General features: G+C 65.2%; 22 protein-coding genes and 1 pseudogene. 9 read left to right on the top strand and 14 right to left on the bottom strand.

The window, feature by feature from the left end; translation table 11 throughout:
• The 4 genes from CI15_RS34920 to CI15_RS34905 all read right to left on the bottom strand — a co-directional run bounded on the left by CI15_RS34920 (position 1) and on the right by CI15_RS34905 (position 5,402).
• Positions 1 to 684, bottom strand: coding sequence for a Fe2+-dependent dioxygenase (locus tag CI15_RS34920; protein WP_062138252.1), 684 nt, complete (start codon positions 682 to 684; stop codon positions 1 to 3).
• Entirely contained in the window at positions 681 to 1,487 is an 807-nt protein-coding gene (locus CI15_RS34915; RefSeq protein WP_062138250.1) for a tetratricopeptide repeat protein, read from the bottom strand. Before CI15_RS34915 ends, CI15_RS34920 begins: the two co-directional genes overlap by 4 nt.
• 11 nt (positions 1,488 to 1,498) lie before the next feature.
• Complete coding sequence (locus tag CI15_RS34910; RefSeq protein WP_062138436.1) at positions 1,499 to 3,748, bottom strand: TonB-dependent receptor; 2,250 nt, start codon at positions 3,746 to 3,748, stop codon at positions 1,499 to 1,501.
• Between the two features lie 421 nt (positions 3,749 to 4,169).
• Positions 4,170 to 5,402, bottom strand: coding sequence for an NAD(P)/FAD-dependent oxidoreductase (locus tag CI15_RS34905; protein ID WP_062138248.1), 1,233 nt, complete (start codon positions 5,400 to 5,402; stop codon positions 4,170 to 4,172).
• Between the two features lie 252 nt (positions 5,403 to 5,654).
• Here CI15_RS34905 and CI15_RS34900 point away from each other — a divergent pair, with 252 nt between their 5' ends.
• From CI15_RS34900 to CI15_RS34885, 4 genes are read left to right on the top strand one after another with little or no spacing between them, the layout of a single operon-like run.
• Positions 5,655 to 6,515 (top strand): DUF3348 domain-containing protein, encoded by an 861-nt coding sequence (locus CI15_RS34900; RefSeq protein WP_062138246.1) that lies wholly within the window; start codon positions 5,655 to 5,657, stop codon positions 6,513 to 6,515.
• 10 nt (positions 6,516 to 6,525) lie between these two features.
• The gene (locus CI15_RS34895) at positions 6,526 to 9,144 is read left to right on the top strand and encodes a DUF802 domain-containing protein (RefSeq protein WP_062138244.1); all 2,619 of its coding nucleotides are present in this window, start codon (positions 6,526 to 6,528) and stop codon (positions 9,142 to 9,144) included.
• Positions 9,141 to 9,794, top strand: coding sequence for an OmpA family protein (locus CI15_RS34890; RefSeq protein WP_062138242.1), 654 nt, complete (start codon positions 9,141 to 9,143; stop codon positions 9,792 to 9,794). Before CI15_RS34895 ends, CI15_RS34890 begins: the two co-directional genes overlap by 4 nt.
• Positions 9,795 to 9,819: 25 nt before the next feature.
• Positions 9,820 to 10,461, top strand: coding sequence for a DUF2894 domain-containing protein (locus CI15_RS34885; protein ID WP_062138434.1), 642 nt, complete (start codon positions 9,820 to 9,822; stop codon positions 10,459 to 10,461).
• Between the two features lie 17 nt (positions 10,462 to 10,478).
• Here CI15_RS34885 and CI15_RS34880 read toward each other — a convergent pair whose 3' ends face one another.
• Entirely contained in the window at positions 10,479 to 11,231 is a 753-nt protein-coding gene (locus CI15_RS34880; RefSeq protein WP_062138240.1) for a TerC family protein, read from the bottom strand.
• Between the two features lie 133 nt (positions 11,232 to 11,364).
• Between CI15_RS34880 and CI15_RS36915 the strand changes: the two are divergent.
• Positions 11,365 to 11,487, top strand: a pseudogene (locus tag CI15_RS36915) (LysR family transcriptional regulator); the annotation flags it as partial.
• Positions 11,488 to 11,521: 34 nt separating this feature from the next.
• Here CI15_RS36915 and CI15_RS34875 read toward each other — a convergent pair.
• Positions 11,522 to 12,682 carry a porin gene (locus CI15_RS34875; RefSeq protein WP_062138238.1) on the bottom strand — a complete coding sequence of 387 codons (1,161 nt, stop codon included), beginning with the start codon at positions 12,680 to 12,682 and terminating at the stop codon, positions 11,522 to 11,524.
• A 521-nt stretch (positions 12,683 to 13,203) separates the two neighbouring features.
• On the opposite strand from CI15_RS34875, the gene CI15_RS34870 reads away from it, so the two are divergent.
• Positions 13,204 to 13,878, top strand: coding sequence for an HAD family hydrolase (locus CI15_RS34870; protein WP_062138236.1), 675 nt, complete (start codon positions 13,204 to 13,206; stop codon positions 13,876 to 13,878).
• Positions 13,879 to 13,890: 12 nt separating this feature from the next.
• Here the strand turns inward: CI15_RS34870 and CI15_RS34865 are convergent, their stop codons facing one another.
• On the bottom strand, positions 13,891 to 14,724 hold the full coding sequence (locus CI15_RS34865) for a hypothetical protein (RefSeq protein ID WP_062138234.1): 834 nt from the start codon (positions 14,722 to 14,724) through the stop codon (positions 13,891 to 13,893).
• A 601-nt stretch (positions 14,725 to 15,325) separates the two neighbouring features.
• Here CI15_RS34865 and CI15_RS34860 point away from each other — a divergent pair.
• A complete protein-coding gene (locus tag CI15_RS34860; RefSeq protein ID WP_062138232.1) occupies positions 15,326 to 16,288 on the top strand; it encodes a response regulator in 963 nt (320 codons plus the stop codon).
• Positions 16,289 to 16,329: 41 nt separating this feature from the next.
• On the opposite strand, the gene CI15_RS34855 is transcribed toward CI15_RS34860, so the two are convergent.
• The gene (locus CI15_RS34855) at positions 16,330 to 17,298 is read right to left on the bottom strand and encodes an alpha/beta hydrolase (RefSeq protein WP_062138230.1); all 969 of its coding nucleotides are present in this window, start codon (positions 17,296 to 17,298) and stop codon (positions 16,330 to 16,332) included.
• A 2-nt stretch (positions 17,299 to 17,300) separates the two neighbouring features.
• Complete coding sequence (locus tag CI15_RS34850) at positions 17,301 to 17,828, bottom strand: thioesterase family protein (RefSeq protein WP_062138228.1); 528 nt, start codon at positions 17,826 to 17,828, stop codon at positions 17,301 to 17,303.
• Between the two features lie 224 nt (positions 17,829 to 18,052).
• On the opposite strand from CI15_RS34850, the gene CI15_RS34845 reads away from it, so the two are divergent.
• Positions 18,053 to 18,397 carry a DUF4148 domain-containing protein gene (locus CI15_RS34845; RefSeq protein ID WP_062138225.1) on the top strand — a complete coding sequence of 115 codons (345 nt, stop codon included), beginning with the start codon at positions 18,053 to 18,055 and terminating at the stop codon, positions 18,395 to 18,397.
• Positions 18,398 to 18,452: 55 nt separating this feature from the next.
• On the opposite strand, the gene CI15_RS34840 is transcribed toward CI15_RS34845, so the two are convergent.
• Genes CI15_RS34840 through CI15_RS37965 form a run of 5 tightly spaced genes read right to left on the bottom strand, consistent with a single transcriptional unit; the run spans position 18,453 to position 23,399 of the window.
• The gene (locus CI15_RS34840) at positions 18,453 to 19,886 is read right to left on the bottom strand and encodes an MmgE/PrpD family protein (RefSeq protein ID WP_206597789.1); all 1,434 of its coding nucleotides are present in this window, start codon (positions 19,884 to 19,886) and stop codon (positions 18,453 to 18,455) included.
• 31 nt (positions 19,887 to 19,917) lie between these two features.
• A complete protein-coding gene (locus tag CI15_RS34835; RefSeq protein ID WP_062138223.1) occupies positions 19,918 to 20,649 on the bottom strand; it encodes an MmgE/PrpD family protein in 732 nt (243 codons plus the stop codon).
• Positions 20,642 to 21,997: an MmgE/PrpD family protein gene (locus tag CI15_RS34830; protein ID WP_062138221.1), complete on the bottom strand. Its 1,356-nt coding sequence runs from the start codon at positions 21,995 to 21,997 to the stop codon at positions 20,642 to 20,644. The genes CI15_RS34835 and CI15_RS34830 overlap by 8 nt, the downstream gene beginning before the upstream one ends.
• The gene (locus tag CI15_RS37970; protein ID WP_241496028.1) at positions 21,994 to 22,563 is read right to left on the bottom strand and encodes an MFS transporter; all 570 of its coding nucleotides are present in this window, start codon (positions 22,561 to 22,563) and stop codon (positions 21,994 to 21,996) included. The genes CI15_RS34830 and CI15_RS37970 overlap by 4 nt, the downstream gene beginning before the upstream one ends.
• Entirely contained in the window at positions 22,551 to 23,399 is an 849-nt protein-coding gene (locus CI15_RS37965) for an MFS transporter (protein ID WP_241496027.1), read from the bottom strand. The genes CI15_RS37970 and CI15_RS37965 overlap by 13 nt, the downstream gene beginning before the upstream one ends.
• Positions 23,400 to 23,690: 291 nt before the next feature.
• Between CI15_RS37965 and CI15_RS34820 the strand changes: the two genes are divergently transcribed.
• Positions 23,691 to 24,329 (top strand): GntR family transcriptional regulator, encoded by a 639-nt coding sequence (locus CI15_RS34820; RefSeq protein WP_420915897.1) that lies wholly within the window; start codon positions 23,691 to 23,693, stop codon positions 24,327 to 24,329.
• Positions 24,330 to 24,492: the final 163 nt, after the last annotated feature.

Here is a 24,492-nt window from a genome sequence, read left to right as displayed (position 1 = left end):
TCAGGCATCGGCCCAGCGACGTAGCAGATTGTGATAGATCCCGGTGAGGCTCACGACGGTCGCGTCGTTCGAGCCTCGTTGCGCGGCGAGCGTCTGCACGTCGTTGTCGAGCTGGAACAGGGTCGCGCGCTGGCCGTCGTCGCGCACCATGCTCTGGATCCAGAAGAACGACGCGACGCGCACGCCGCGCGTGACCGGGCTCACGTGATGCAGGCTCGAAGCGGGATAGAGCACCATGTCGCCGGCCGGCAGCTTCGCGCGATGCACGCCGTAGGTGTCCTCGATGCAAAGCTCGCCGCCGTCGTAGCTGTCGGGCTCGGCGAGAAACAGTGTCGCCGACAGGTCACTGCGGATGCGGAAGTCCGTGCCGCGCAACTGGCGGATCGCGTTGTCGACGTGCGTGCCGAAACCGTCGCCGCCTGCATAGCGATTGAACAGCGGCGGGAAGACTTTCAGCGGCAGGGCGGCGGAAAAGAAGCGCGGGTTGCGGCCGAGCGCGTCCTGAATCGCGTCGCCGATCGCACGCGCGGCGGGCGAGCCTTCGGGGAGCTGCTGGTTGCGCTTGGCCTGCGACGATTGTTGGCCGGAGGTCGCGTTGCCGTCGATCCACTGCGCCGCATCGAGCATGTCGCGGCATTGCGCGACCTGCTGTTTGCTGAGCACGGCTGGCAGATGCAGCATCATGTGCGCGGTTCTCGCGTGAGGTTCGGCGCGGTGCTGGCTTGCGCGTTCGCGCGCGAATCCGGGTTGGCGCTTGCGGCGAGGCTCCGTTCGAGTGAGCGGAAAGCGCCGATCGGAGAAGCCGCCAGCCAGCCACGCATTTTCGTGAGGAACGCGGCTGTCGCGGTGCGCGGCACGCGCTGCAACCATTGCAGTGCTTCGGCGATTTCGCCTCGTTCCGCAAGCAGCCGTGCATAGTTGAACTGACCGCGAAAATCGCCACCTTGCGCCGCGCGTCGATAGTAGTCGAGCGCGGCATTCGGATCGGCGTCGACTGTCCAACCGTCCTCGTAAAAGCTGCCGACGAAGTTCAGCGACTTCGCATGCCCAAGTTCTGCCGCGCGCCGGAACCACTGCAACGCCTGCACGCGATCGCGTTCGACGCCATGACCAAGCGCCAATGCCGACGCATAGTTGTACATGCCCCAATCGAGCCCCGCCCGTGCGGCGAGCCGATACCAGTACACGGCGACCGGCGCGCATGCGGTGGTGCCCCAGCCATGTTCGTAGCAGCGGCCGAGCATGTTCATCGCCATCGGATGATCGCGCCGCGCCGCGTGCCGGAACCAGACGAACGCCTCGTCGACGTCGCGCTCGACGCCGTGTCCGTCGAGAAGGTATTGGCCATACACGGCCTGCGCCTCGACGATGCCGTTTCGCGCGGCCGCCGCGACCCACGCGGCGGCGCGCTCGGGCGGCCCCGCGAGGATGGCGGCGAGTTCGTCGCGCGACACGTTGGCGAGCGCCTTCAAGGTGACCTCGTTCATCACGCGCGGTATCAGTAGTGCGCGTTGAGCGTCAGAAACGCGGAGCGGCCCGGTGCGATCGATGCATAGTGCGCCGCGTACGCCTGGTCGTAGTACGTGCGATTGAACATGTTCTGCACGTTCAGTTGCAGATCGACGTGCTTGTTGACGCGATAGGTCGCCATGCCGTCGAAGCGCCAGTACGACGGCACCGCGCGCAGATTCGCCGTATCGCCATAGACCTGCGACATATAGAACGCGCCACCGCCGATCGTGAACTTCGGCAGCACCTCGTAGTTGGTCCACAGGCTGATGCTGTTCTTCGGGGTGTTCGGGAACTGATGGCCGTTATCCGAGGTGGTCTTGCCGTTGTTGCGCAGCTCGCTCTTCAGATACGTGTAGCCGCCGAACACCTGCCACTTGCTGGTCAACTGACCGGCCACGCCGAACTCGAATCCCTGCACACGCTTGTTGCCGACCATCGCATAGCTATTGTCCGGCAGCGTCACACGCGCATTGGTCGTATCGATCTGGAACAGCGCGCCGGTCAGCGAAAGCTTGTTGTCGAGCACGTTCCACTTGCTGCCGACTTCGATACTGCGGTTCTTTTCCGGCGACAGCTCCGCCGCGTTCAGACCGACGCCGCCACGGCCCGGCGTCAGCGACTGTGTTTCGCTGCCCTGGCCGAGCAGCGCGCCGGCCGGCGTCGACGAGGTTGCGATCGACGCGTAGATGCTGCCGTTCGACGCCGGCTTGAAGACGAGGCCGAACTGGTAGTTGAACAGCGTGTCGTCGCGCGACACGTGCGTCGCGCCGTTGGCGACCGTGTTGCGCAGATCGGTCGAGTAATCGTCGACGCGCAGGCCGACGTTGGCCTGCCAGCGTTTCGTGAGTTCGATCGTATCGAACGCGTAGGCCGATCGGGTGATGGTGCGCTGCTCGCTCGGATCGTTAGTCTGCCTGACCGATCCGGACCAGGGATCGTTCGGATTCGGCGTCCATAGACTCGTGCAGTTATAGCCCGATGCCGCGCCGATACCATTGGTCCGGCAGATCGCCCCGGTCGCGGCCGCCACGGTGTACGAATCGTTGACGCTGGTTTCGCGCGATAACTCGATGCCGGTCGTGAAGCTGTGCTTCAGGAAACCGGTCCTGAACTCGCCGAACAGTTCGGTCTGATTCGCGAGACTATAGACGTCGCTCGCACGCGTATTCGCGCGGCGCCACACCATGCCGTTGACGACGTTGCCCTGGCTGTCGTCGGGCTGGGTCCAGATGTAGTCCTGGGACGACTTCGTGTAACGCGTCGTGTTGCGGATCGTCAGATCGCTATTGATGTCGTGCTCGATGCGCACGGTGCCGACGTCCGAGTTCGTCTTGCGGAAGTCGCGGTCGATCAGGCCGTAGAAATTGTGGCGGTTCACCGGCGCCGGGTAGATCGTGCTGACGCCCGCCGGCTTGTTGGTCGTCGTGTAGTAGTACGGAATCCCGCTGTCGGGTAGATCGTCGGTACTGAGGTGGTAGTAGCTGGCGCTCACCCGGGTCGGCGTGCCGAGGCCGTACGTGAACGACGGCGCGATGCCCCAGCGTTCGTTGTTGACCGCGTCGCGACCGGGCACGTCGTTGTTGTGGCTCATCACGTTCAGGCGGAACGCCGCATGGTCGGCCATCTGCCAGTTGCCGTCGGCGGTGAAGCGGCGATAGCGGTCGGTGCCGAGGCCGACGCTGCCGTCTGCGCTAGTGCCCAGATGCGGCGTCTTCGAGATCAGGTTGATGCTGCCGCCCGCGCCGCCGCGTCCGCCGAACGTGCCGTCCGAGCCTTTCGTGACCTCGATGCTGTCGATGTTGAACACTTCACGGGTGGTCGCGCCGATATCGCGCATGCCGTCGACGAACGTGCTGCCCTGCGCGTCGTAGCCGCGAATGAACGGGCGGTCGCCGAGCGGGTTGCCGCCTTCGCCCGCGCCGAACGTGATGCCGGGCACGGTGCGCAGCGCTTCGGTCAGCGTCGACGCGCCGGTGCTGCGAATCAGTTCCTCGGGAATCACGGTGACGGACTTCGGCGTATCGAGGAGCGGCGCGGTGAATTTGTCCGACGCGGAGTGATCGGTCTTGAAGCCGTCGTCCGCTTGGCCTTGCACGGAAATCGGCGCGAGCTGGCCCTCTCGGTCGGGCGGCGCGGCGGCCGTGGTGCCCTGCGCGAGGGCGGGGCCGGCGGCCAGTACGCCGCACAGTGTCGTGCTGATTTTGCCGAGCTTCGGATCGTCGGACCGCAACTTCATGTTCATCCCCGTCGAGTTCGGGAAGCCGGGGCAGGTGTCAGTTTCCTTACCCGTGCATTCCATGTTTATTACAAAGAGTTTGCGGTCCGGATTGTAGGTAATTGCTGCGTAATTGAGAAGCGTTCTCAACAAAATTCTTGACGAGAGGCTTCTTTGATGAATCGCTGGAAGGGTGACTTCGATGTTAGATATAAGAGATTGACGTGAAAACGCCGCCGATTTGGCTGGTTTGACGTCAATGAGAGGGTGGTTCGCCGAGAGCGGCGATAGAGGTTTCGAGCGTCGGCGCCGTTGTGGCGGACGCGGAAGACGGACAAAAGTGGCCGTTCAAGACGACCGTCGGCGGCTACTTTTGCCTGTCGATTCTTTCATCGAGATAACATGGTCCGGCGCCCGCTCGATCGCGCCTCGGACAATCCGGCTAAAACCGCTCGACCCGAAACGGCCGCGGATCGACCAGCGTTGGCTCGCCGGTCATCATCTCGGCGATCAGTCGCCCCGTGACCGGTCCGAGCGTTAAACCATGATGCGCATGGCCGAACGCGAACCAGAGTCCCTGATGTTTCGTCGCCGGCCCGATGATCGGCATCATGTCCGGCGTACAGGGGCGGCGCCCCATCCACGGTTCGGCGTCCAGACGTTCGCCGAGCGGAAACAGCGTGCGCGCGATCGGCTCGACCGCATCGAGCTGTACCGGCGTCTTGGCAGCATCGGCTAGCGCGATTTCGGCGCCCGTGGTCAGGCGGATGCCGCGCGCCATCGGCGCGAGCACATAGCCGTGCTCGACGTCGAGAATCGGATGATTCAGATGCGCGGCCCGACGCGGCGCGTAGTGCATGTGATAGCCACGTTTGACCGCGAGCGGCAGCCGATACCCGAGCCGCGTGCTCGCGCGATCCGACCACGGTCCGAGCGCGATCACCGCCGAGGTGGCCGTGATCGCCCCTTCCCGCGTCTCGACCTGCCAGCCCTCGCGCAGCGTGTCGGCGTCGCCAAAGAAAAACTGCCCGCCGAGGGCTTCGAAGTACCGCGCGTACGCGGTGACGAGCGCGTTCGGATCGCTGACGGAATCGGATTGCGGATAGCGCAGTCCACCTTGCAGGCGCTTGTCGAGATCGGGTTCGAGCTGTTGCAGGCGTGGCGCGTCGAGTGTTTCGAACTCGACACCGTACTCGCGATGCCAGCGCTCGGCGATCATGGTTTCGGCGTCGCGCGCGGCGGCATGGCGAAACACCTTGATCCAGCCGATTGGCCGCAGCAGCGCGCTCGCGCCGGCGTCAGCGGCCAGCGCGCGATGTTCGCTGACGCAATGTTCGATCAGCGTCGCGTACGACTTCGCGATTTCCGCGTGCTTCGCCGGATGCGAGTTGCGCCAGTAGCGCCACAGAAACGGCGCGACTTCGAGCATCGCGTCGGCGTGATAGCGCACGTCGGGAGACTGGTTGCGCGCATAGCGCAGCAGGGTGCCGAGCCCGCGCGGAAACGCGTACGGATAGACGCCTTCGCGCTGGATCAGCCCGGCGTTGCCGAACGACGTCTCGTTGCCCGGCAGCTTGCGGTCGATCAGCGCGACGGCGCGCCCGCGTTTCTGCAGATGCACGGCGACGCTTACCCCGACAATGCCGGCGCCGAGCACCACGGTATCGAATTTCATGCTCCCTGTCTGCCTTGCGTGTGTTCTGTGTGTTGTCGACGCTCCGCCGTGTTCGAGCGGGTGGCGAGGCGTGAGCTTTCATCTTATACAGGGATGGGCCTGCTTCGCTATCGGCAAAAAACCGCGCTCGGGAAAACGCGCGAATGTCCTGCTCGCTCGGACGAAATGCTGTCTTTAAGCCGCCTTCGGGCGGGCGACTTCGGACTCGCCGTCGTCAGCGTGTAAACTGCTGACTTTTTTGCTTCGGGTGGTATGGTGCAAGCCCCTCAGCGCAGCGCCCTCAGCGGGCCCGCGCTTGTTCGCTTACTGGCCCGTCTCGCCGAGGCCGACGTCGCCGAATCGCGCCTATCGCTGGCGGATCGGCTGAGCCAGTGGCTCGGCTGGACCGACGCGATCGCGTTGTCGTCGGCGCTCGACGGCAAGCCGCCGGCGGCTGCCGGTGGCGCACGCGCGTTCGGCCGCGCGGAAGAGGACGAGTGCACGCGCGTGCGCCGCTCGCTGGTGAGCGCGATTGCCACTGATAGCGTGCTCGCCGGCGAGCGGCGGCGAGGCTCGACGCCGTCGTCCGCGCCGCGCGTGGGCATCGATACGCAAGCCGACTACGCGGTGTTCCGGCAGCGCTATCTGGCGCTTCAGCAGTCGATGGAAACGGCGATCGGCACGTTGCGCGGCCGGCTGCGCGCGCGGCTGGCGACGCAAGGGCCGGCGCTCGCGCGGCTCGCGGTCGTCGATGCAGTGATGGAGCGTGCGCTCGGCGAGCGCGAGCGGACTTTGCTCGGCGCGGTGCCCGGCTTGCTTGGTGGGCACTTCGAGCGCTTGCGAGCGGGTGAGCAGCGCAGGCTCACCGAGGCAGAAGCGCAGACTGAGGTTGCCGCCGATGCCGATACCACGCGGCAGCGGCCGGCCGAAGGTGAGGCCGGCGCGCACTCGATGCAACCCCAGCCAGCCTTGGCTCATGCCGACAGTAACGTGGCCGGCAGCCGTGTCGCGCCGCTCGCATCCGACGCCTGGCTCGACGCATTCCGCAAGGACATGCAAAGCGTGTTGCTGGCCGAACTGGATGTTCGTTTTCAACCGGTCGAAGGGCTGCTCGCGGCACTTCGCACCTGCTAACTGGGACCCCATGTCCAGATATCGTATCGATTTCGTTGTGTTTCTCGCGGGGCTCGCCGCAGCGTGCTGGATCGCCGTCGGTTACGCCTTCTCCAATCCGCTCGCGTTCGCCGTCACGCTGCTGATCGGCGTCTTCTACGTGCTGGGCGCGCTCGAAATGCGCCGCTACAGCCAGGCGACCACCACGCTGACGGGTGCGCTCGCCGCGCTGTCCGGTCCGCCGCCGAGCCTCGCCGCGTTTCTCGAACCTGTGCATCCGAGCCTGCGCAATAGCGTGCGGCTGCGTGTCGAAGGCGAGCGCGTCGCGCTGCCCGGCCCTGCGCTGACGCCGTATCTGGTCGGCCTGCTGGTGCTGCTCGGCATGCTCGGCACGCTGCTCGGCATGGTGATGACGCTGCGCGGCACCGGCCTCGCGCTCGAAAGCGCGAGCGACCTGCAGGCGATCCGCGCGTCTTTGGCCGCGCCGGTCAAGGGGCTCGGCTTCGCGTTCGGCACGTCGATCGCGGGTGTCGCGACCTCGGCGATGCTCGGGCTGCTGTCCGCGCTGTGCCGCCGCGAGCGGCTCGAAGCGGCGCAACAGCTCGACGTGAAGATCGCGACGACCTTGCGCGTCTACTCGCAGAGCCATCAGCGTGAGGAAAGCTTCCGGCTGCTGCAACGCCAGGCCGAAGCGACGCCGCTGCTGGTCGAACGTCTGCAGACGATGATGAGCGCGCTCGAACAGCAGAGCGCCGTGTCGAACGAGCGGCAGATCGCGAGCCTCGACGCGTTTTACGGCCGCACCGAAGCGGCGTATCTGCGCCTCGCCGGTGTGATCGAGCAGTCGCTGAAGGACAGCGTGGCCGGCAGCGCCCAGGCCGCTGGCCGGGCCTTGCAGCCGGTCGTCGAAGCGACGATGACGGGTGTCGCGCGCGAGACCGCCGCGTTGCACGAGGCGGTGACGCAAGCGGTGCAGCGCCAGCTCGACGGTATGTCGAGCGGCTTCGCGGCGACCAGTGCGAACGTCGCCGAGATTTGCAGCAACGCGCTCGCCGGGCATCGGCAGGCGAGCGACGAGCTGGCCGCGCAGCAGCGCGCTTCGATCGAACGCGTGGCCGAGACGTTCGAGCAGCGCTCGGCCGCGTTGCTCGATGGCGTGTCCGCGCGGCTCGAAGCGACGGCGAGCGCCATGTCGCAGTCCTGGGGCGATGCGTTGGCGCAGCAGCAAAGCGCGGGCGACAAGCTCGCCGCCAACAACGAGCAGGCGCTGGCGCGGGCTGCCGCGACGTTCGAGCAGCATGCGGCGGCGTTGCTGGGCGCGGTCGGCAGCTCGCACACGGACTTGCAGACGACACTGAGCGCGCGCGACGAGCAGCGTTTGGGCGCATGGGCCGAGGCGCTCGACGCGATGGGCGCGAAGCTGAGCGATCAGTGGCAACAGACGGGTGCGCAAGCCGCGAGCCGTCAGCAGCAGATCTGCGACGCGCTGGCGCAAACCGCACGCGATATTTCGGCGCAGACACAGACCCATGCCAGTGCGACGATTGCCGAAATCGATCGACTGGTGCAAGCAGCGGCTGAAGCGCCGAAGGCCGCGGCAAACCTGCAAGCGGACCTGGCCGCGCGCGACGAACAGCGCTTCGCCGTGTGGACCGACGCGCTCGGTGCGATGACTGCAAAGCTCAGCGACCAATGGCAACAGACCGGGGAGCAAGCCGCGAGCCGTCAGCAGCAAATCTGCGACGCACTGGCGCAAACCGCACGCGATATTTCTGCACAGACGCAATCACATGCAAGCGCGACGATCACTGAAATCGATCGACTGGTGCAAGCAGCGGCTGAAGCACCGAAGGCCGCGGCGAACCTGCAAGCGGACCTGGCCGCGCGCGACGAACAGCGCTTCGCAGCGTGGAGCGACGCGCTCGGTGCGATGACCGCGAAGCTCAGCGACCAGTGGCAACAGACCGGGGCGCAAACCGCGACCCGTCAGCAGCAAATCTGCGACGCACTCGCGCAAACCGCACGCGATATTTCGGCGCAGACGCAAACGCATGCCAACGCGACGATCGCCGAGATCGAGCGCCTCGTGCAGGCGGCGTCGGAAGCGCCGAAGGCCGCTGCCGAAGTCGTCGCCGAGCTGCGCCAGAAACTGTCCGACAGCATGGTCCGCGATACCGCCATGCTGGAAGAGCGCAGCCGTTTGCTCGCCACGCTGGAAACGCTGCTCGATGCGGTCAACCACGCGTCGACCGAACAGCGCACGGCAGTCGATGCGTTGGTCTCGACGTCGGCGGATCTGCTCGAACGCGTCGGCAATCGCTTTACGGAGCACCTCGAGCACGAGACTGGCAAGCTCGGCACGGTCGCCGCGCAGGTCACCGGCAGCGCGGTCGAGGTCGCGAGCCTCGGCGAAGCGTTCGGTGCGGCCGTGCGCATGTTCGGCGAAGCGAACGACAAGCTCGTCGCGCACCTCGAACGCATCGAGACGGCGCTCGACAAATCGCTGGCACGTAGCGACGAGCAACTCGCTTACTACGTCGCGCAGGCGCGTGACGTGGTCGACCTGAGCGTCATGTCGCAGAAGCAGATCGTCGAAGATCTGCAGGTGCTGGCCGCGCAGCGCGCGACCGCCGGAGCCGACGCGGTATGACTGAGGACATCGACGGCGGCGTGGAAACGGCCGCGCCGATCTGGGCCGCGTTCGGCGATCTGATGTCGGTGCTGCTCGGCGCGTTCGTGCTGATTCTGGTCGGCGTGATCGGCGTGCAGCTCGAACTGTCGAGCAAGCTCGAACAGGAGGTCAAGCAGCGCCAGGCCGAAACGCAGCGTCGCAAGACGCTCGAGCAGGCCCTGGCTGGACCGCTCGCGGCGGGGCGCGTGACGCTCGTCAATGGCCGCATCGGCATTAGCGGCAACGTGCTGTTCGCGCTGAACTCCGCCCAATTGCAGCCCGAGGGCCGCGCGCTGCTGAAGAGTCTCGCCGGGCCGCTGTCCGCGTATCTGCGCGCGAGCGACCAGATCCTGATGGTCAGCGGCTTCACCGACGATCAACGCCTGCGCGAAGGCAATCGACGGTTCGCCGATAACTGGGAGCTGTCGGCGCAACGCGCGTTGACGGTCACGCGCACGCTGATCGACGAGGGTGTGCCGGCGTCGTCGGCGTTTGCGGCGGCGTTCGGTTCCGGGCAGCCGGTTAGTTCGAATGCCGACGAACCGGGTCGCGCGAAGAATCGCCGCGTCGAAATCGCGCCGGTGCCGCGGCCGTCGAGCGCGGCGCCAGCGGAGAAGCCCGGTGCTTGACGACGCGCGTGACGGCAACGCCATGATCGACGACGACGCGATCCACGCGACTGGCGCGACGCTCGACGCATGGCGCGCGAGCGGCGCGGATCGACTGGATCCGGTGCGTTTTCATCTGCTCGACGCGCTCGCGCGGCGCGCGGCACAGCATGTCGGCGAGGCGCGGCGCGTGCTGGAACGAAGATTGTCAGGATTACTGGACGAATATACGGCGAGGGTGGAGCGCGCGGCTGTGGACGAGAGCGCGTCGCACGCCATTGCCAGCGAAGCCGATGAAACAAACGCAGCCGACACCGCCACGCTCGCGGCCCTCATCGAGCAACTCGCCCGCCACCACGCGCGCACCGATGCCCCGCACGCTGCCGCCTATCCCGAACTCCCCGCAGTCGACTACTTCCGCGAAGTCTGGTCCAAAGTCCGCACCGAAAAGCAGCTGCGCCAGTCGCTTGCGCAGGTGCCCGGCAACGCGGGGCCGCTCAATTCGAGCAGCCTCGTGCATCGCGCGTTGTCGTTGATGCGCGAGCTGTCGCCGGGGTATCTGAAGCAGTTTCTGTCGTATGTCGATACGCTGTCGTGGCTCGAGCAGATGAACGGCGGTGCGCCGCTCGAGAAGGAAGCGCCGCGCGCCGCGACGACAGGCAAGAGCGCTCGCAGGAAAGCGCGCTAGGCACGCCTGTCACGAGATCACTCCGCATGGCTCGCCACACGTTTCAGTTTCGCGCGCCGCGCGAGCATGTTCATCGACTCGACGAACGCTGAGAACGCCATCGCCGCGTAGATATAGGCCTTCGGTACATGCGAGCCGAAACCGTCGGCGATCAGTGTCATGCCGATCACGAGCAGGAAACTCAGCGCCAGCATCACGATGGTCGGATTGCGATCGATAAAGCGCGCGAGCGGCTGCGCGGCGAACAGCATCACCAGAATCGACACGATCACCGCGATGAACATGATCGGCAAGTGCTCGGTCATGCCGACCGCCGTGATGATGCTGTCGACCGAAAACACGATGTCGAGCACGATGATCTGCCCGATCGCGGCCGCCACGGTCAGCTGCACGGTCGAGCCGGCTTTCGCGGTGAGTTCGTCATCGGGAATCACGTGCTCGCGGATTTCGCTGGTCGCCTTCCACACGAGGAACAGGCCGCCGGCGATGAGGATCAGATCGCGCCACGAAAAGCCATGCTCGAACAGCGTGAACGCGACGGTGGTCAGCTTCGCGATCCACGCGACGGTGCTGAGCAGAAGCAGCCGCATCACCAGCGCGAGCAGCAGCCCGATGCGCTGCGTGCGCGCGCGTTGCGCCTCCGGCAAGCGGTTGCTGAGGATCGAAATGAAAATCAGATTATCGATGCCGAGCACGATTTCCATCACGACCAGCGTGACGAGAGCGGCCCAGGCGGCGGGATCGACAGCGAGTGCGAGCAGGGAATCCATGAGGTGGCCGAGTCGAGAGCGCCGCGGGCGGCGGAACCGCCATCATGAGCCTGTTCGCGGTTCGAATGAAGCGGTGATAACCTGAGCGACGCTTCGGTTTTTTCGAAGTATCCAATCCGCATGCTCAACTACATTGCGCGGCGTGCGCTGGCTCGGCCGCGCGGACGGCGTGATCGAGGAGATTCACGCGATCCGCTCGCGACGCGGCCAGCATCATGCGCTCGCGTCGCAGGTGATCGCGGCGGCGCAGTCGTGAGGGCTTCGCGCCGTCACACCCGCGCCGCGGAACCTCAGAACGCGTGACGCATGCCCACCGTGACCGCCACCTGCGTGCTCGTCGACGACGGCGACAGCGTGTTGATCATCGCGTGCGACAACACCGAATCCGCAGGCGCGCCGTGCGCGTTCTGGTACACGCCTTCGAGGTAGAAGTCGGTGCGCTTGCTGAGCGCGTAGTCGGTCTGCAGCATCGCGCTGTTCCATGCCGGCGACGAGCCGTTATACGCGCCATGCGTGAAGGTGTACGCGCCCGATACGCTCAAGGCCGGCGTCAGCGCGTACTTTGCGTTGACCTCGTAGTTGTCGAGGCGCAGCGATCCGCCGAGCGTGCCGGTGGCGTCGCCCGCCGCGCCGAGATAGGTGCCGGTGCCGAACGAGAACACGCCCGCGACGTTGTCGATCTGCGTGTGGCTCCAGACGAGGCCGACGGTCGCCGCGCCGAACGTATAGTTGCCGCCGAGCGACCACACGCGCTGGCGTTCGGCGATGAAGTTCGCGCTCGTATCGCCGGTGGTCACCGCGCCGCTGCCGTTGCCCGCGTTGTTGAACTGCAGGTAGCCAGCCGCCAGGTTCAACGGGCCCTCTGCGTACGCGAGGCTGAAGCCGTACGAGCGGTTGTTCGCGAAGTCGCCGGCCTTGTTGCTGAACGAGTACATCGTTTCGAACGTGACGCCGTGATACACCGGGCTCGCGTACTTGACCGAGTTGTTGACCACGACCGAGTTCGCGGCGAGGTTGTCGTTTTCGAACGGATGCGCGGCGATGCTGCCACCCCACGTGTTGAAGCCGGCCGTCAGCGGGCCGACGGCGTCGTTCATTACGTCGAACTGGCGGCCGAACGTGAGCGTGCCGTACGGATCGCTTTGCAGGCCGACCCACGCCTGCGAGCCGAACGCGCTGCCGGCGAACGCCTGCGCGCCGTTGTTCATCAAGAAGCCCTGCTCGAGCTTGAAGACCGCGTGCAGGCCCGCACCGAGGTCTTCCGAACCTTTCAGGCCGAACACCGTGTTCTGGGTGGTGCCGCTCGAGAGCTGCCAGTTGCTGTGGCCAAGCTGGTTATTCGTGTAGACGAGGCTCGTGTCCAACAGGCCGTACAACGTCACGCTGCTTTGTGCGTGCGCGGACATCGTGAAGGCGCCGCACAGCGCGGCTGCGAGCAGGGTCTTTTTCATAATGTGTTCCTTGATTGACAAGCGTGTTTTCGATTGAATTGGGCTCGTTGCGCGATTCACCGGGTGCGGTCGCGTGTGTATTCCGCTTCCGATAGCGCGTTATTGTGAAAATCGAAAAATGTCGGTGATTCCCCCGCTTTTTTATTGCGAATAGTGCTGTGCCAATGTCATTGCATGGCTTCGAGCCGGCGGTCGAATGAATTGGCGCATCAGCCAAAAGCAACTGACGTGCCAATGCCTGATGCAGGGCGCGGAAAGTGCGCTCCGGTCGTTCAGCGTGGAAATAAAGCGGGGATTTTTCGAAAAACGGTTGACGGCGCAAACAACGAGGGGGCGAAGCTTACCCTGTTCCGGTGCGCGCTGGGAGGGGCTGCGCGAAATTGGGGCAAATCCTTACGGGTTTGTGCGGATCTGAACCCATCGAGCGCAGGCATTGTGCGCGTCGAAGCGGATCGAGGCCGTCCTCGCGGCTTCATCGACACATGGCATAGTGGCTTTACCCATCATCACCGGAGGCCGGCATGCGTATCCAGACATCCTTTCTTTTCGATCTCGACGGCACGCTCGTGGACAGCGTCTATCAACACGTGCTGGCGTGGAAAGAGGCGCTCGACAGCGAGGGGATCGCGCTGTCCGTGTGGCGCATTCATCGCAAGATCGGCATGAGCGGTGGATTGTTCACGGACCAGTTGCTGCGGGAGACGCATGGCGAAATCAGCCTCGAACGCGCCGAACGGCTGCGGCACGCGCACGCGGCCGCCTATCAGCGCATGCGCGCGCAGGTGTGTCCGCTGCCGGGTGCGCGCGAACTGCTCGACGCGCTGACCAGGGCCGGCACGCCGTGGGCCGTCGCGACGAGCGGGCGGATGGAAACCGCCGCGCTGAATCTGGCGGCGCTCGGTGTCGATCCGGCCAAGGCGGTCGTCGTCACGCGCGACGACGTCAAATACGCGAAGCCCGATCCCGACCTCTTCCTCGCCGCGGCCGCGCGGCTCGGCGTGCCGATCGAGCACACGGTGGTGGTCGGCGACAGCATCTGGGACATGCTGGCCGCGCGTCGCTGCCGCTCGCTCGGCGTCGGCCTGCTGTCGGGTGGCTACGGGACCGAGGAACTGGAGCGTGCGGGTGCGTTGCGCGTCTACGACGATCCGGCCGATCTGCTCGCGCACCTCGACGAAGTGGCGTCGCGGCCGTAAGCGCAGTGTCGATCAGGGCTTGATGATCGGCGGCTGCGCGGCTGGGTGCGTCGGCGCTACTTTCGACGATTCCCGGACCAATTGATCGGTCATCGCCTGCGCAATCGGATTCGTGTTGCGGCCGGTGCCACCGCTGTAGCCATTGCCGTTGTCAGTCGGCATCGGCGCGGTGACGCCGGAAGGCATCGGCAGCGACGGGTCAGGCTTGGCGGACTCCTTGACCAGCTGATCGGTCAACATCGCGGCGACAGGGTTCGCGCCGTTCGGATGTGCGGCGTCGCGCTGGCGGGCCTGGGCCTGGGTCTGGGTTTGGGTTTGGGTTTGGTCGACGCGAGGTCCGTACTGTGGCCTCGGCTGGGACTTTTGCTGCGCGTAAGACTGCGGTTTCGAGCGCGCGCGTGCGACTGCGGCCGGATTGGCCGCGGAGGGCGCTGCATTGTCGATGCGCCCGCTGGCGCTTTGCCCCGAGTCGGGCGTGACGCCCGGTGTGGGCGCGGCCGCTGTGACGGGCTGGGACGGAGCGGGAACGGGTGCCTGAGTCTGGGCCGGGGCCGGGGCGACCGAATCCGTCTGCGGAGGTGCCGGTTGCGGCGCGATCGCGACGTTGTTCGGGACCTCCGCGCGCGGCGCGGCCGGCGGGCTCACCGGTTCCGCCGGCAGCACGCTGCCGCCAGCCGCACGCGTCGTGTCGGTTTGCGGTTCCGAGTCCAGTGCGCCGGTGACGCTGCGAGTCACCGCGCCGGTCACCGCCGGCGCCTGATCGTCCCTGGGGTAAAGCAGATAACCTGCGACGCCCGCGTCGACCACGAGCAGCCCGACTATCATCAACTTGCCGGTATTCGTCATATCTAAGCAACTACCATTCAACGACTGCGATTAATCGATGATAAACGACCCTCCCGGTATCGACGCTTCTTGTCCGCATACGGCAACGCTTCGCGATGGTTGATGTCCGAATGGACCTGGCACCAAAACAGCGCGCGCGCCGTATTGGCGATTCGCCTGGACGACGGAAAAAGTATTTTTTTCCGCCTGCCGTGATTTTCTTTTCGACCCAATTAATTTCGCCGCATTCGCGCGACTGGTGTGGGCGGCAATGCGATATAAGTTGCACTGCCAATGCGCGGAGCCTGTACTATACGAACCGTTGGAGACGACCGGCCGCCCCGGTTCGATTATCCGGCGTGTAAAAGTGACTTGCAGCGATTCGGTTACAGCGCACACGCCGGCGGGCCCGTCAAAGTGCGCCATCCGAGACGCGCGAACGGCATCGAAAAGCGGCGGCGAGGGCAGGCGGCGACCGGAAGTAGCGGCAAGAACCCATTGATCATGCGGACCCGCGGGCGAGACATCGCCCGGCATTCCTTGGGCAGTCGTTTGGCGAGACACCATACGGACCGATTGGTCCGCGGCGCTCGCAGCGGCGGCGTGAGAAACACGTGAAGATATGAACAACTTTATTCGACCCCCCGTTTTTTATCCGTCCACCGTGGTGTTCGTCGACGATAACGACAGCTACCTCGACGCGCTGCGCCGGTTTTTTCCTGGCACCTACACGAATCTGTTTTTTACCCGTCCGCAAGCGGCGCTCGGCTATATCCGCCAGCACGCGCGCGAGAATTCGCTCGAGTTCGCGGCGGCATCGGCCTGTCTGAGCGAGCCGGGTGTCGAGCGCTTCGTCGAAACGTCGGCGGAGCGTGACATCGTCGCGCGGCCGTCGCGCTTCGAGGAAGTGGCGGCGGTCGTCGTCGACTACGACATGCCGGGCATCGGCGGCGTCGAATTTCTGGCGTCGATCTCGCATCTGCGTTGTGCGAAGGTGCTGCTCACCGGCGTCGCCGATGAAACGGTCGCGGTGAAGGCGTTCAATGCCGGCATCGTCGATCTGTATCTGCGCAAGACCGACGCGGATTCGGCCAATCGCCTCACGCATTTCCTGAAGGACGCGAAGAGCCGCCATTGCGCGGAATCGGGCTGGCTCGCGCTCGGCGAAAACGGCATGACGTACTGCGATCCGCGTACGCGCAAGGTGATCGACGAAGTGGTGGCCGCGCAGGGCATCGTCGAGTATTACTGGCGGCCCGAGCAGAACGTCATCCTGATGTTCGACGGCGCGGGCAACCCGAGCGTGTTCGTCGCGTGGGCCGAGAACGACTGGATCTCGCAGGGCGAGATCGTCGCCGACGAGGGTGGGCCGTCCGACCTGCTGCGCCAGCTCGCCGTGCGCGAGGTGATGCCGCTGTTCTGGCCGGACCTCGCCTATCGTTCGGGTATGAAGTTCCGTTCGCTGACGCCGCAAAGCATTCCCGACTGGGACGACGCGTTCTACGGCTGGACCCGTATCGAGCCGGGCGAGGTCGGCCTCGATCTCGTCACGTTTGCGCAATGGCGTAGCGACCGCAATCGCTGAGCTGCGCTAACGCGTCTGGTGCGGCGATTCGCGTCGCTGCGTCATTGGCGTGCGTGTTCCCGGAGAAAATCGCATACAGCCCGGTGCATGGCCTGCACGCCGGGACTCGTTTCGAGCGCGCGCAAGCATCCATGTACGAGCCCCGTGGCAATCAGGAGGCGGGCATCTCCACCCGCCGCGCGAATCCGTTCGACCCACACGCGCGCGTCATCGCGTAACGGGTCGTGCTCGGCGCCGATGGCGAGCGTCGGCGGCAGACCGTCGAAGCGGGTTGCCGCGAGCGGGATCGTCCATGCGGGGCCGGGTGCGGCTTCCCCGGTTTCTTCGCTGTTCCCCCAGTAAGCGTCCCGAAACTTGTGCACGTCCGCGAGCGTCAGCATCGGCGCATGGGCCTCGCTGTCACGCGCGGGCAGTTGCGGCTCGGTGCCGAGCATCGGATAGACGAGCGCGATGCCGCGCACCCCGCTCACACCTTCATCGCGCAAGCGCAGCGCGACGCTTGCCGCGAGCGTGCCGCCGGCGCTGTCGCCTGCGAGTTGCAAGGCGGCGTTCTCGGGCATGTCGAACGGCAGGCGGTTGCTCAACGCGGCACGTGTAATCGCGAGGCAGTCGTCATGCGCGGCCGGCGCTCGATGCTCGGGCGCGAGCCGGTAGTCGACCGCGATCACGTCGAGGCCGGTGTCGGCGGCGAGGCGCGCGGTCACCATTTGATGACTGTTCAGCGAGCCGAGCACGAAGCCGCCGCCATGAAAATACAGCACCCTGCCGCGGATCGTGGCGTTTTCGCTTGCCTTCGCTGGATGCCGGTAGAGCCGTAGCGGGATCGCATGGCCTGTGTCGGTGTCGAAGCTCGCGTCCTCTGTGATGAGCCCGGCAGGCAGCGGTGGCGTCAGCATCGCGGCGTAGCGGTCGTAGAGATCGCGCTGCTCGCGCGGTGTCATCGCCACGTGATGCGATGGATAAAGCGCGCTGGCACGTTCGACGAAGGCGGCGATTTCCGGCTCAAGCATGGTTACTCCGTTCGGGTGGTGGTTTCCAGTTGCGTGGTGGCAGGCAAAGCGATCACGCGTCCCGCGAAACGCGCCGGCGGCAATGCCGCATGCGCTTGCGCAAGCTCGTGTACGCGCGCTATGACGTCCGGATCGAAAGCGACGCCACGCGGTCCGTTGGTATCGACGTGCAGCAGCATCTGCTCGCCCGCGGCGACGGGACCGGGACGTTGGTTCGGCGACGCGTCCAGCGAGAACATTTCGAGGTACAGATGAATTCGTTTCGCGTCGTGTCCGAGCACACGCATGTCGACGCGCACCTGCGTGCCTTGTTTGATTTCGTGAAGATAGTTCAGATGCGCTTCGAGCGTATACATCGATCGATGCCGTTCCTTGCGTACCGCATCGGGCAGGCCGATCAGATCGATCAGCACGTCGGTCGCGAGACTGAAGACCAGCATGTAGAACGCGTCGCGCATGTGGCCGTTGTAATCGACCCATTCGGCGCGCACGCTGTCGCGGTAAGACGGCAGGGCAACGGGATGCGACATGAGCGTGGGTCTCCTCGATCGAATGCGATGGCTGCGGTGCGTCGCTGGGCGATATCAGTGTAGTTCATCGCGAATTGTGGTCGTTATAGCAACAGTGAATTCATGGTTCAGGGGTTTCTACGTGGCGTGATCGGCTTCTACACTGGCCTCACCGCTGCGGATGGCCGATGGTTGCACCAGGCGCCGCGGCAATCGCATCAAGCCATGTCTGGAGGTTGGAAATCATGAATTCCATCAAGTCGCTGATCGAAGCCGCGGTGATCGCCGCTCTGATTGCCGCGCCGCTCGCGGCGTTTGCCCAGTCGAATCAATCCAACGAGCCGGTGACGCGTGCGCAGGTGCGTGCTGAACTGAGTCAGCTCGAAAAGGCCGGTTACGATCCGTCCAACGCAAGTGCGGACGACTATCCGGCCAATATCCAGGCAGCCGAAGCAAAGGTCTCGGCGCAACAGCAGGCTGCGCAGAATAGCGGCTATGGAACGTCCGCGAATGGTTCGTCCCAGCAGAGTAGCCGTACCGATTTCGTACCGAGTTCGTATTCCGTGCCGGTGGTGAACTACACGCGTTGACTACGTCGTATATAGCGAACGTAACTCGCGAATATCCTCTACGGCCTCGAGGTCGTTAATCCGCGCAATCAACTGCTCGGTTTTGCCCGCGCCGAGAACCGGCGCCATCAGATCGCGCGCTTTGGCGCTGACGGCCTCGGTATTCAGCGGGTGTTCTTTCGTGCCGGGCGGAAATTTTTGTGAAATGCTCGACCTTGCGTTCGTCGGTTAGTGTGACTTCGACGATCGCGCCGCGCGGCGCGGCCGGGTCCATCAGCGCGGCGTCGGGTGTTACCTTGACCTTGGCGCGCTGCGCGACGATGCGCGGGTCGTGTAGCAACGCAACGTCGTGACTATCGGCGAACGACACGGCGCCCTTCACGAGCGCGAGTGCCACGAGGTGCTGGCAATTGACGTCGGGCATCGCGCTATCGCCGACGATGCCCTCCGCGTCGGTCGGAATCCTCACGACGATGCTCTGCACGTTATCCGGCGTGAGGTTGTACTGCCTGCGCAAGGTGAGCAGCGCATCGAGCGGCGACTGGATCGGATAGCCAACCGAATAGGTCTTGATCGCCGTTTCGGTCACGTAGAAGCGGCTGCCGAGTCCGTCGAGCATCGCTTCGGGGTTCGGCTTCGTCGACAGCGCGATGAACAGATTGTGCGTGCCGTCGAGCACATCGTAGACACCGGTGAAGCCCGCATGCGCCATATCGACCGCCGTGACGCCGTTGCGCGCACCCATGCCCGCGAAATCGAAAGCCTTCTCGACATGGTCCTTGTCCTTCACCCAGCTCCATAAGCCCGACACCTGCTGCGCGGAGTAGGAGATCGCATAGCGCGTCTGCAACTCGTCCAGCTGTGCGACCAGGGCTGCCGCCCCGAGCGCGCCGAACGTCGATGCGGTGCCTTCGGCACTACGATGCGAGCCGCGCACGAGATCGGGGCCGAGTGCCATCAGCAGACGGCAGGCGAGGTCGTAGCCGAGCGTGACCGCCCGGATGAACTGCGCGCCGCTGCTGCCTTCGCGGTCGGCCAGCGCGAGCGCGGCTGGAACGACCGAGCTGCCCGGATGCGCCTTGGTGACGGGCTCGAAATCGTCGGTTTCATCGGAGTGCGCGCACATTGCATTGGCGAAGGCCGCGTTGATGGCGGTGGTGCGAAACGTCGCGCCGATCACCGACGCCTGCGGTGCGCCGCCAAGTCCGCGTACATAGTCGACCGCCATCGAGCCGGGCTTCATGCGCGAGCCCGAGACCATCGCACCGAACGTGTCGAGGATGCGGTGTTTGCATGCGAGCACGACCGCGTCGGGAAGCGTGCCGTCGCGGGCCGACACCATGTAGCGGGCGAGTCGGCCGGTGATGTCGGCGTTGTTGGGTTGGGTGGCGCTTGCGGCGCTGCCGGCATTTGCGGCGGCGAACAGGCCTGGCGCAGAGAACGTCAATGCGGCCAGCGCGCCGGCGGACTGGAGCAGGCGGCGGCGCGTTGGGATGAAACACGCGGTCATGTGGGTTTCCTGATAGTTCTTGTTGAGTTCTTTATGTCGCCGACACCCAGTGCGTGCCGATTCCGTCGACGATCCCCGCTGCGTCGAACCGATATGCCATCAAGGCAGCAAAGCCGCGCCGGCCGTCGATCGACGCAGCCGCGCTCGTGAAGCCATGCTTCGCCAGCAACGCCGCTTCGATTGCATCGGCCGCGGCCTTGCCGGTTTCGAGCGCGGCCATTGCGTGTCCGGCGTTGCGCGCGAGTCCGGCTGCCTGCGTCGCGGCGATGCCCAGCGCGTGGCGCGTGCGCGCGACATCGAGTCGTTGCAGCCGCGAGATCGAGAGCGTCGCACCGAGAATGCCGACTGCCGAAGCGCAATTCCAGCGCGCCCGAAATTCGTCGCTGTCGAGCGCGCCGAACAGACGCGCGCTCGCTTCGATGCCGATGGCCGCGGCCGCGACGATGTCGTCTTCCGCGGCCGCGAGTTGTGCGCCCATCGCGAGGACGGCCGCGAGCACTGGCGTCGCGGGAGACGCAGGCATTTGCCGAGCGAGTATCGCGCCGAGCAGCCATGCGCGGGTGCGTGTGTCGTTCGGCGCGGTATCTTCGATCCGCAGCAACGCGCCGAGTTGCCGGCCCGCCTCTCCCGCGGCGGCAACGTGTCGACGCGCGTCGTCGAGCGTTTGCTTCGCGAGGGTCCGCACGTGCTGATCCGTCAGCTCGCCAACGGCGAATTCGGCGAGCGCATCCGATACGGCGGATTGAGAGGCTGGGTTATGCATGATTCAGTTCCTCGTTCGGCGTGCACAGCGAAAACAAAGCGTCGAGGTTCGGTGCCGCCTGCAAGCTCGCGACGCTCGCGGCGAGGCGACCGGCGGCGCCTTCGCCGAGATGTGGATCGATCAGCAGGCGGACCTTGTCCATCAGTTCATCGTCGGTCAGCGGTCGAGCGAGACTGCCGCGTGCATGTTCGACGTGATGCCGCAAGATCGAACCATCGCTGAGTCGCGCTTCGATCAACACTTCGTCGCGCCTGACCGATGCGTCCGGCGCGAGCGTGGTTTTGGCGCGCAACGCCCGGACGTCGTCGCGCGTGACGCGCTGATCTTCGTATTGCGCGAGGCCGACCTGCCGGTCGCACAGCGCGGCCGCCACGCCATGGATCGCGCTGAAGCGCGCCTGCAGGCCATCTTTCGGTTGCGGATTGCCCATCAGTTCGGGCACGAGCGGATGACAGCGCAGCGTGATCGCATCGATCGACGCGACGTCGTCGATCCGTGCCGACAGCGCGAGACCACCGTCGATGGCCGGATGCGCGACGATCCCGCAGGGATAGGGCTTATAGGTGTTGAACAGCAACTCCCAGCGCTCGCCGAACTCGCCGTTCATCTGCTCGAAGTCGACGCGCGTCGACAGCGAATGCGAATAGCCGCCCGACGCTTCGAAGATATCGGCGGCGGCGCGCTGCCCGCGCTGCGCAAGGCGCGCGGCCGCCACACCGTTCGCGGCGGCCTTGCCAGGATGATACGGTTTCGTCATCGTGCCGAACGCTTCGCGCTGGCCGACGAACATCGAGGCGGCGATCGCCACGGCTTCGGCGAGACCGGTTTCGTCGAGCCCGAGCAGCAGCGCGGCGGTCACCGCGCAACCGATCACGCCGCAGGTGCCGGTGATGTGCCAGCCGCGATCGTAATGCTCCGGCGAGATCGACACGCCGACGCGCAATTGCGCTTCGCAGCCGAGCGCGAAGGCGTTCAATGCTCTCGCGCCGTCGGGTCGCGTCTCGGGCGCGAGCGCGGTCAACACCGCGAACACCGACGCGGCGGGATGAATCACGGTGGCGAGATGCGTGTCGTCGAAATCGTCGAGATGACCGGCGAAGCCTGTCGCCAGCGCGGAATAGTGGCTATCGACGCGTTCGCTGCGTCCCGGCACGGGCGCGGTGGCATGCGCGCCGAGTTCGCGCGCGGTCGCGAGTATCGCGTCGACACCGGGATGACGGCATGCGCCGATCGACGTGCCGATCACGTTGATCAGCGAGCGTTGTGCTTCGGTCGCTACGGGCTCCGGCAACGGGCGCAGTGCGAGTCGATAAAGGCCTTGCGCGAACGCGGCGGCAATGGAACTCATTGGGACAACTCCTCCAGACGAACGCCGTTGGTCCGCGGCCCGAATACGCCGACCATCAGGACGATCATCAGCATGGCTGACGAAATCAGCACGAACACGGCAGGCACGCCCGAATGCTTGAGTAGTGCCGCCACCCAGAAACCGACGAAGATCGAACTGACGCGGCTCCAGCTGAACACGAAACCGACCGCGCGGGCGCGGATACGCGTCGGGTACAGCTCGGCCTGATAGGTGTGGAAAATGCCGATCATCCAGTTGTTGGCAATCGTGACGATACCGCCGAACAGCACGATCAGTAGCGGCTCGCGTGCGAGGCCGAACAACACGCCTGCCACCGCGACGGCGAGCGCGCAGCCGACCAGTTGCCATTTGCGCTGCAGCCGCTCCGCGCAGCACATCGCGCCGAGCGCGCCGAGGGGCGTAGTGAACGCGATCACCATCGTATAGAACAGCGAATGCGTGATCGTGATGCCCTTCGAGTACAGCAGCACGGGCACCCATGCGCCGAAGCCGTAGACGCCGAAGGTCTGGAAGAAGTTGAACATCGACAGCATCACTGTGCGCATGAAATAGCGACCCTGCCAGATCTCCGCCCACGAGCCGCGTTCACCGCGACTTGAGCCGGGTGCGCCGAGGTCCGTCGGCGGCAGCGGGCGGCCGTTTCGGCGGCGACGCGCGCCTCGATGGCATCGACGATGGCATGCGCTTCAGCATCGCGTCCCTTGCTTTCGAGCCAGCGCGGCGACTCGGGCAGGCCGCGTCGCATGAACCAGATCAGGATCGCGCCGGCCGAGCCGATGATCATGACCCAGCGCCAGCCGTCGAGCCCCAGCACCATGTGCGGCACGAGCAGATACGACAGCACCGCGACGATCGGCACGGAAGTCAGGATCACGAGAATGCTGAATGCCGAGTAGCGCCCGCGCGTGCGCGACGGCGTCAGCTCGGAGATGTAGGTATCCACGGTAATCAGTTGGACGCCGATGCCGATGCCTGCGAAGAAGCGCCATAGGTCCATCGAGGCCGGCGAAGTCTGGAACGCGGCGACGAAGGTCGCGGCCGAGTAGATCAGCATGGCCGCGGTGAACACCGCGCGTCGCCCGAAGCGATCGGTGAAGCCGCCGAGTGCGACCGTGCCGACGAACATGCCGGCGAAAAACGAGCCGAGAAAGCTGGCGAAGCCGTTCACGTCGAACAGGCCGACGGTCGTCGCGCGATACAGACCGCTGCCGATCAGGCCGAGCGAGATATACGCGGCCATGAACATCTCGTAGAACTCGAACCAGCCGCCGATCGCGATCCGCACGACGAGGCCGCGAAAGTATCGCGTGGGCGGCAGGCGATCCAGCCGGGCCGACACGCTGGGTAGCGCGCGCGCCGATCCGGCGATTTCCTTTTCCATGAACATGACGTCTCCTGGTCTGTATGGAACGAGCGTGCCGGTCTTGGCTTTGTCTGTTTAGTGTCGACACTTTGCGCATGATAATGCGAATTTTCCGATATATACAAGATTTGAATTGGTCAGATGTGTACACTTTGCATTTCCATCACGATGCTCTCCGGAGCGGACGTGACGGCGCGGTTTGCTAGAATCCGCTTCAGCAGCCGCTCAGCCATGCCTTTCAGCACAGGACCCGCAATGGACCAGAATGTCGACAGAAGCGCGCAGCCGGACGACGGCGAAGCGTCGCCGGTGGCGGAGATCGTCGACTGGGTCGCGCGAGAAATCATCGAAGGGCGGCTCGTGGCCGGCGACGACCTGAACTCGGTCGAACTCGCCAAACGTTTCGGCGTGAGCCGCACGCCCGCGCGCGAGGCGCTTTTCGTGCTGAGCCGCGAAGGGCTCGTCGACTGGTCGCCGCGGCGGCGGCCGCGCGTATCCGCGGTCAATCTGAAAGACGTGCGCGAGATCTATCAGCTGCGCGCCATCCTCTACGCACAGGTCTCGCTCGCGATCGTCGAGAACGCCACCGACGACGACATCGCCTCACTGTGGCGCGCCCATCAGCGTCTTGCCGAGGTCGCCGCGCTTGGCGACGTGGACGGCTACTTCTGGGCCAACGTCGCGTTTCGCGACGAGGAACTGCGTGTGAGCCGCAACGGCATCTTCAAGGAAGTGCTCGACTCGATGCGCATGCGCACCAATCGTTTGCGTCATCTGAGCACCACCTTGCCGGGCCGTTTGCAGCGCTCGTGCGCGGACCATAAGCGGCTGTGCGAGGCCTACGCCGAGCGCGACGGCACGCTCGCGGCCGCGTTGAACCGTTCGATCGTGCTCAGCGCGTTGCATGCCATCGAGCAGGCCTGGACGACACACGTCGACGAACGCTGAAGGTTCGCCGCTCGCTGTCTCTTCAATCTCCGATCCAACAGGATTCGCTACACCTCTTGCCCATCTCTGCGGGTAATCACTAGCTCCTTCCCATCGTTTTCGTCCGCGTTCTCAGCGCCGCGAAGCGTGTTTTCACCGACTAAGCAAATTTCTATTGCCACCG

Origin of the sequence: Paraburkholderia monticola (genome assembly GCF_001580545.1) — a bacterium.
GTDB lineage: Bacteria > Pseudomonadota > Gammaproteobacteria > Burkholderiales > Burkholderiaceae > Paraburkholderia > Paraburkholderia monticola.
Note: the sequence above shows the minus strand (reverse complement) of the source record. Positions and strands in the feature narration are given on the sequence as shown.

Bases quoted from the DNA above. Each gene is read 5' to 3' on its own strand.
- CI15_RS34920 (WP_062138252.1), bottom strand. From the start codon at position 684: ATGATGCTGCATCTGCCAGCCGTGCTCAGCAAACAGCAGGTCGCGCAA.
- CI15_RS34915 (WP_062138250.1), bottom strand. From the start codon at position 1,487: ATGAACGAGGTCACCTTGAAGGCGCTCGCCAACGTGTCGCGCGACGAA.
- CI15_RS34910 (WP_062138436.1), bottom strand. From the start codon at position 3,748: ATGAAGTTGCGGTCCGACGATCCGAAGCTCGGCAAAATCAGCACGACA.
- CI15_RS34905 (WP_062138248.1), bottom strand. From the start codon at position 5,402: ATGAAATTCGATACCGTGGTGCTCGGCGCCGGCATTGTCGGGGTAAGC.
- CI15_RS34900 (WP_062138246.1), top strand. From the start codon at position 5,655: ATGGTGCAAGCCCCTCAGCGCAGCGCCCTCAGCGGGCCCGCGCTTGTT.
- CI15_RS34895 (WP_062138244.1), top strand. From the start codon at position 6,526: ATGTCCAGATATCGTATCGATTTCGTTGTGTTTCTCGCGGGGCTCGCC.
- CI15_RS34890 (WP_062138242.1), top strand. From the start codon at position 9,141: ATGACTGAGGACATCGACGGCGGCGTGGAAACGGCCGCGCCGATCTGG.
- CI15_RS34880 (WP_062138240.1), bottom strand. From the start codon at position 11,231: ATGGATTCCCTGCTCGCACTCGCTGTCGATCCCGCCGCCTGGGCCGCT.
- CI15_RS34875 (WP_062138238.1), bottom strand. From the start codon at position 12,682: ATGAAAAAGACCCTGCTCGCAGCCGCGCTGTGCGGCGCCTTCACGATG.
- CI15_RS34870 (WP_062138236.1), top strand. From the start codon at position 13,204: ATGCGTATCCAGACATCCTTTCTTTTCGATCTCGACGGCACGCTCGTG.
- CI15_RS34865 (WP_062138234.1), bottom strand. From the start codon at position 14,724: ATGACGAATACCGGCAAGTTGATGATAGTCGGGCTGCTCGTGGTCGAC.
- CI15_RS34860 (WP_062138232.1), top strand. From the start codon at position 15,326: ATGAACAACTTTATTCGACCCCCCGTTTTTTATCCGTCCACCGTGGTG.
- CI15_RS34855 (WP_062138230.1), bottom strand. From the start codon at position 17,298: ATGCTTGAGCCGGAAATCGCCGCCTTCGTCGAACGTGCCAGCGCGCTT.
- CI15_RS34850 (WP_062138228.1), bottom strand. From the start codon at position 17,828: ATGTCGCATCCCGTTGCCCTGCCGTCTTACCGCGACAGCGTGCGCGCC.
- CI15_RS34845 (WP_062138225.1), top strand. From the start codon at position 18,053: ATGAATTCCATCAAGTCGCTGATCGAAGCCGCGGTGATCGCCGCTCTG.
- CI15_RS34840 (WP_206597789.1), bottom strand. From the start codon at position 19,886: ATGACCGCGTGTTTCATCCCAACGCGCCGCCGCCTGCTCCAGTCCGCC.
- CI15_RS34835 (WP_062138223.1), bottom strand. From the start codon at position 20,649: ATGCATAACCCAGCCTCTCAATCCGCCGTATCGGATGCGCTCGCCGAA.
- CI15_RS34830 (WP_062138221.1), bottom strand. From the start codon at position 21,997: ATGAGTTCCATTGCCGCCGCGTTCGCGCAAGGCCTTTATCGACTCGCA.
- CI15_RS37970 (WP_241496028.1), bottom strand. From the start codon at position 22,563: ATGCGCACAGTGATGCTGTCGATGTTCAACTTCTTCCAGACCTTCGGC.
- CI15_RS37965 (WP_241496027.1), bottom strand. From the start codon at position 23,399: ATGGAAAAGGAAATCGCCGGATCGGCGCGCGCGCTACCCAGCGTGTCG.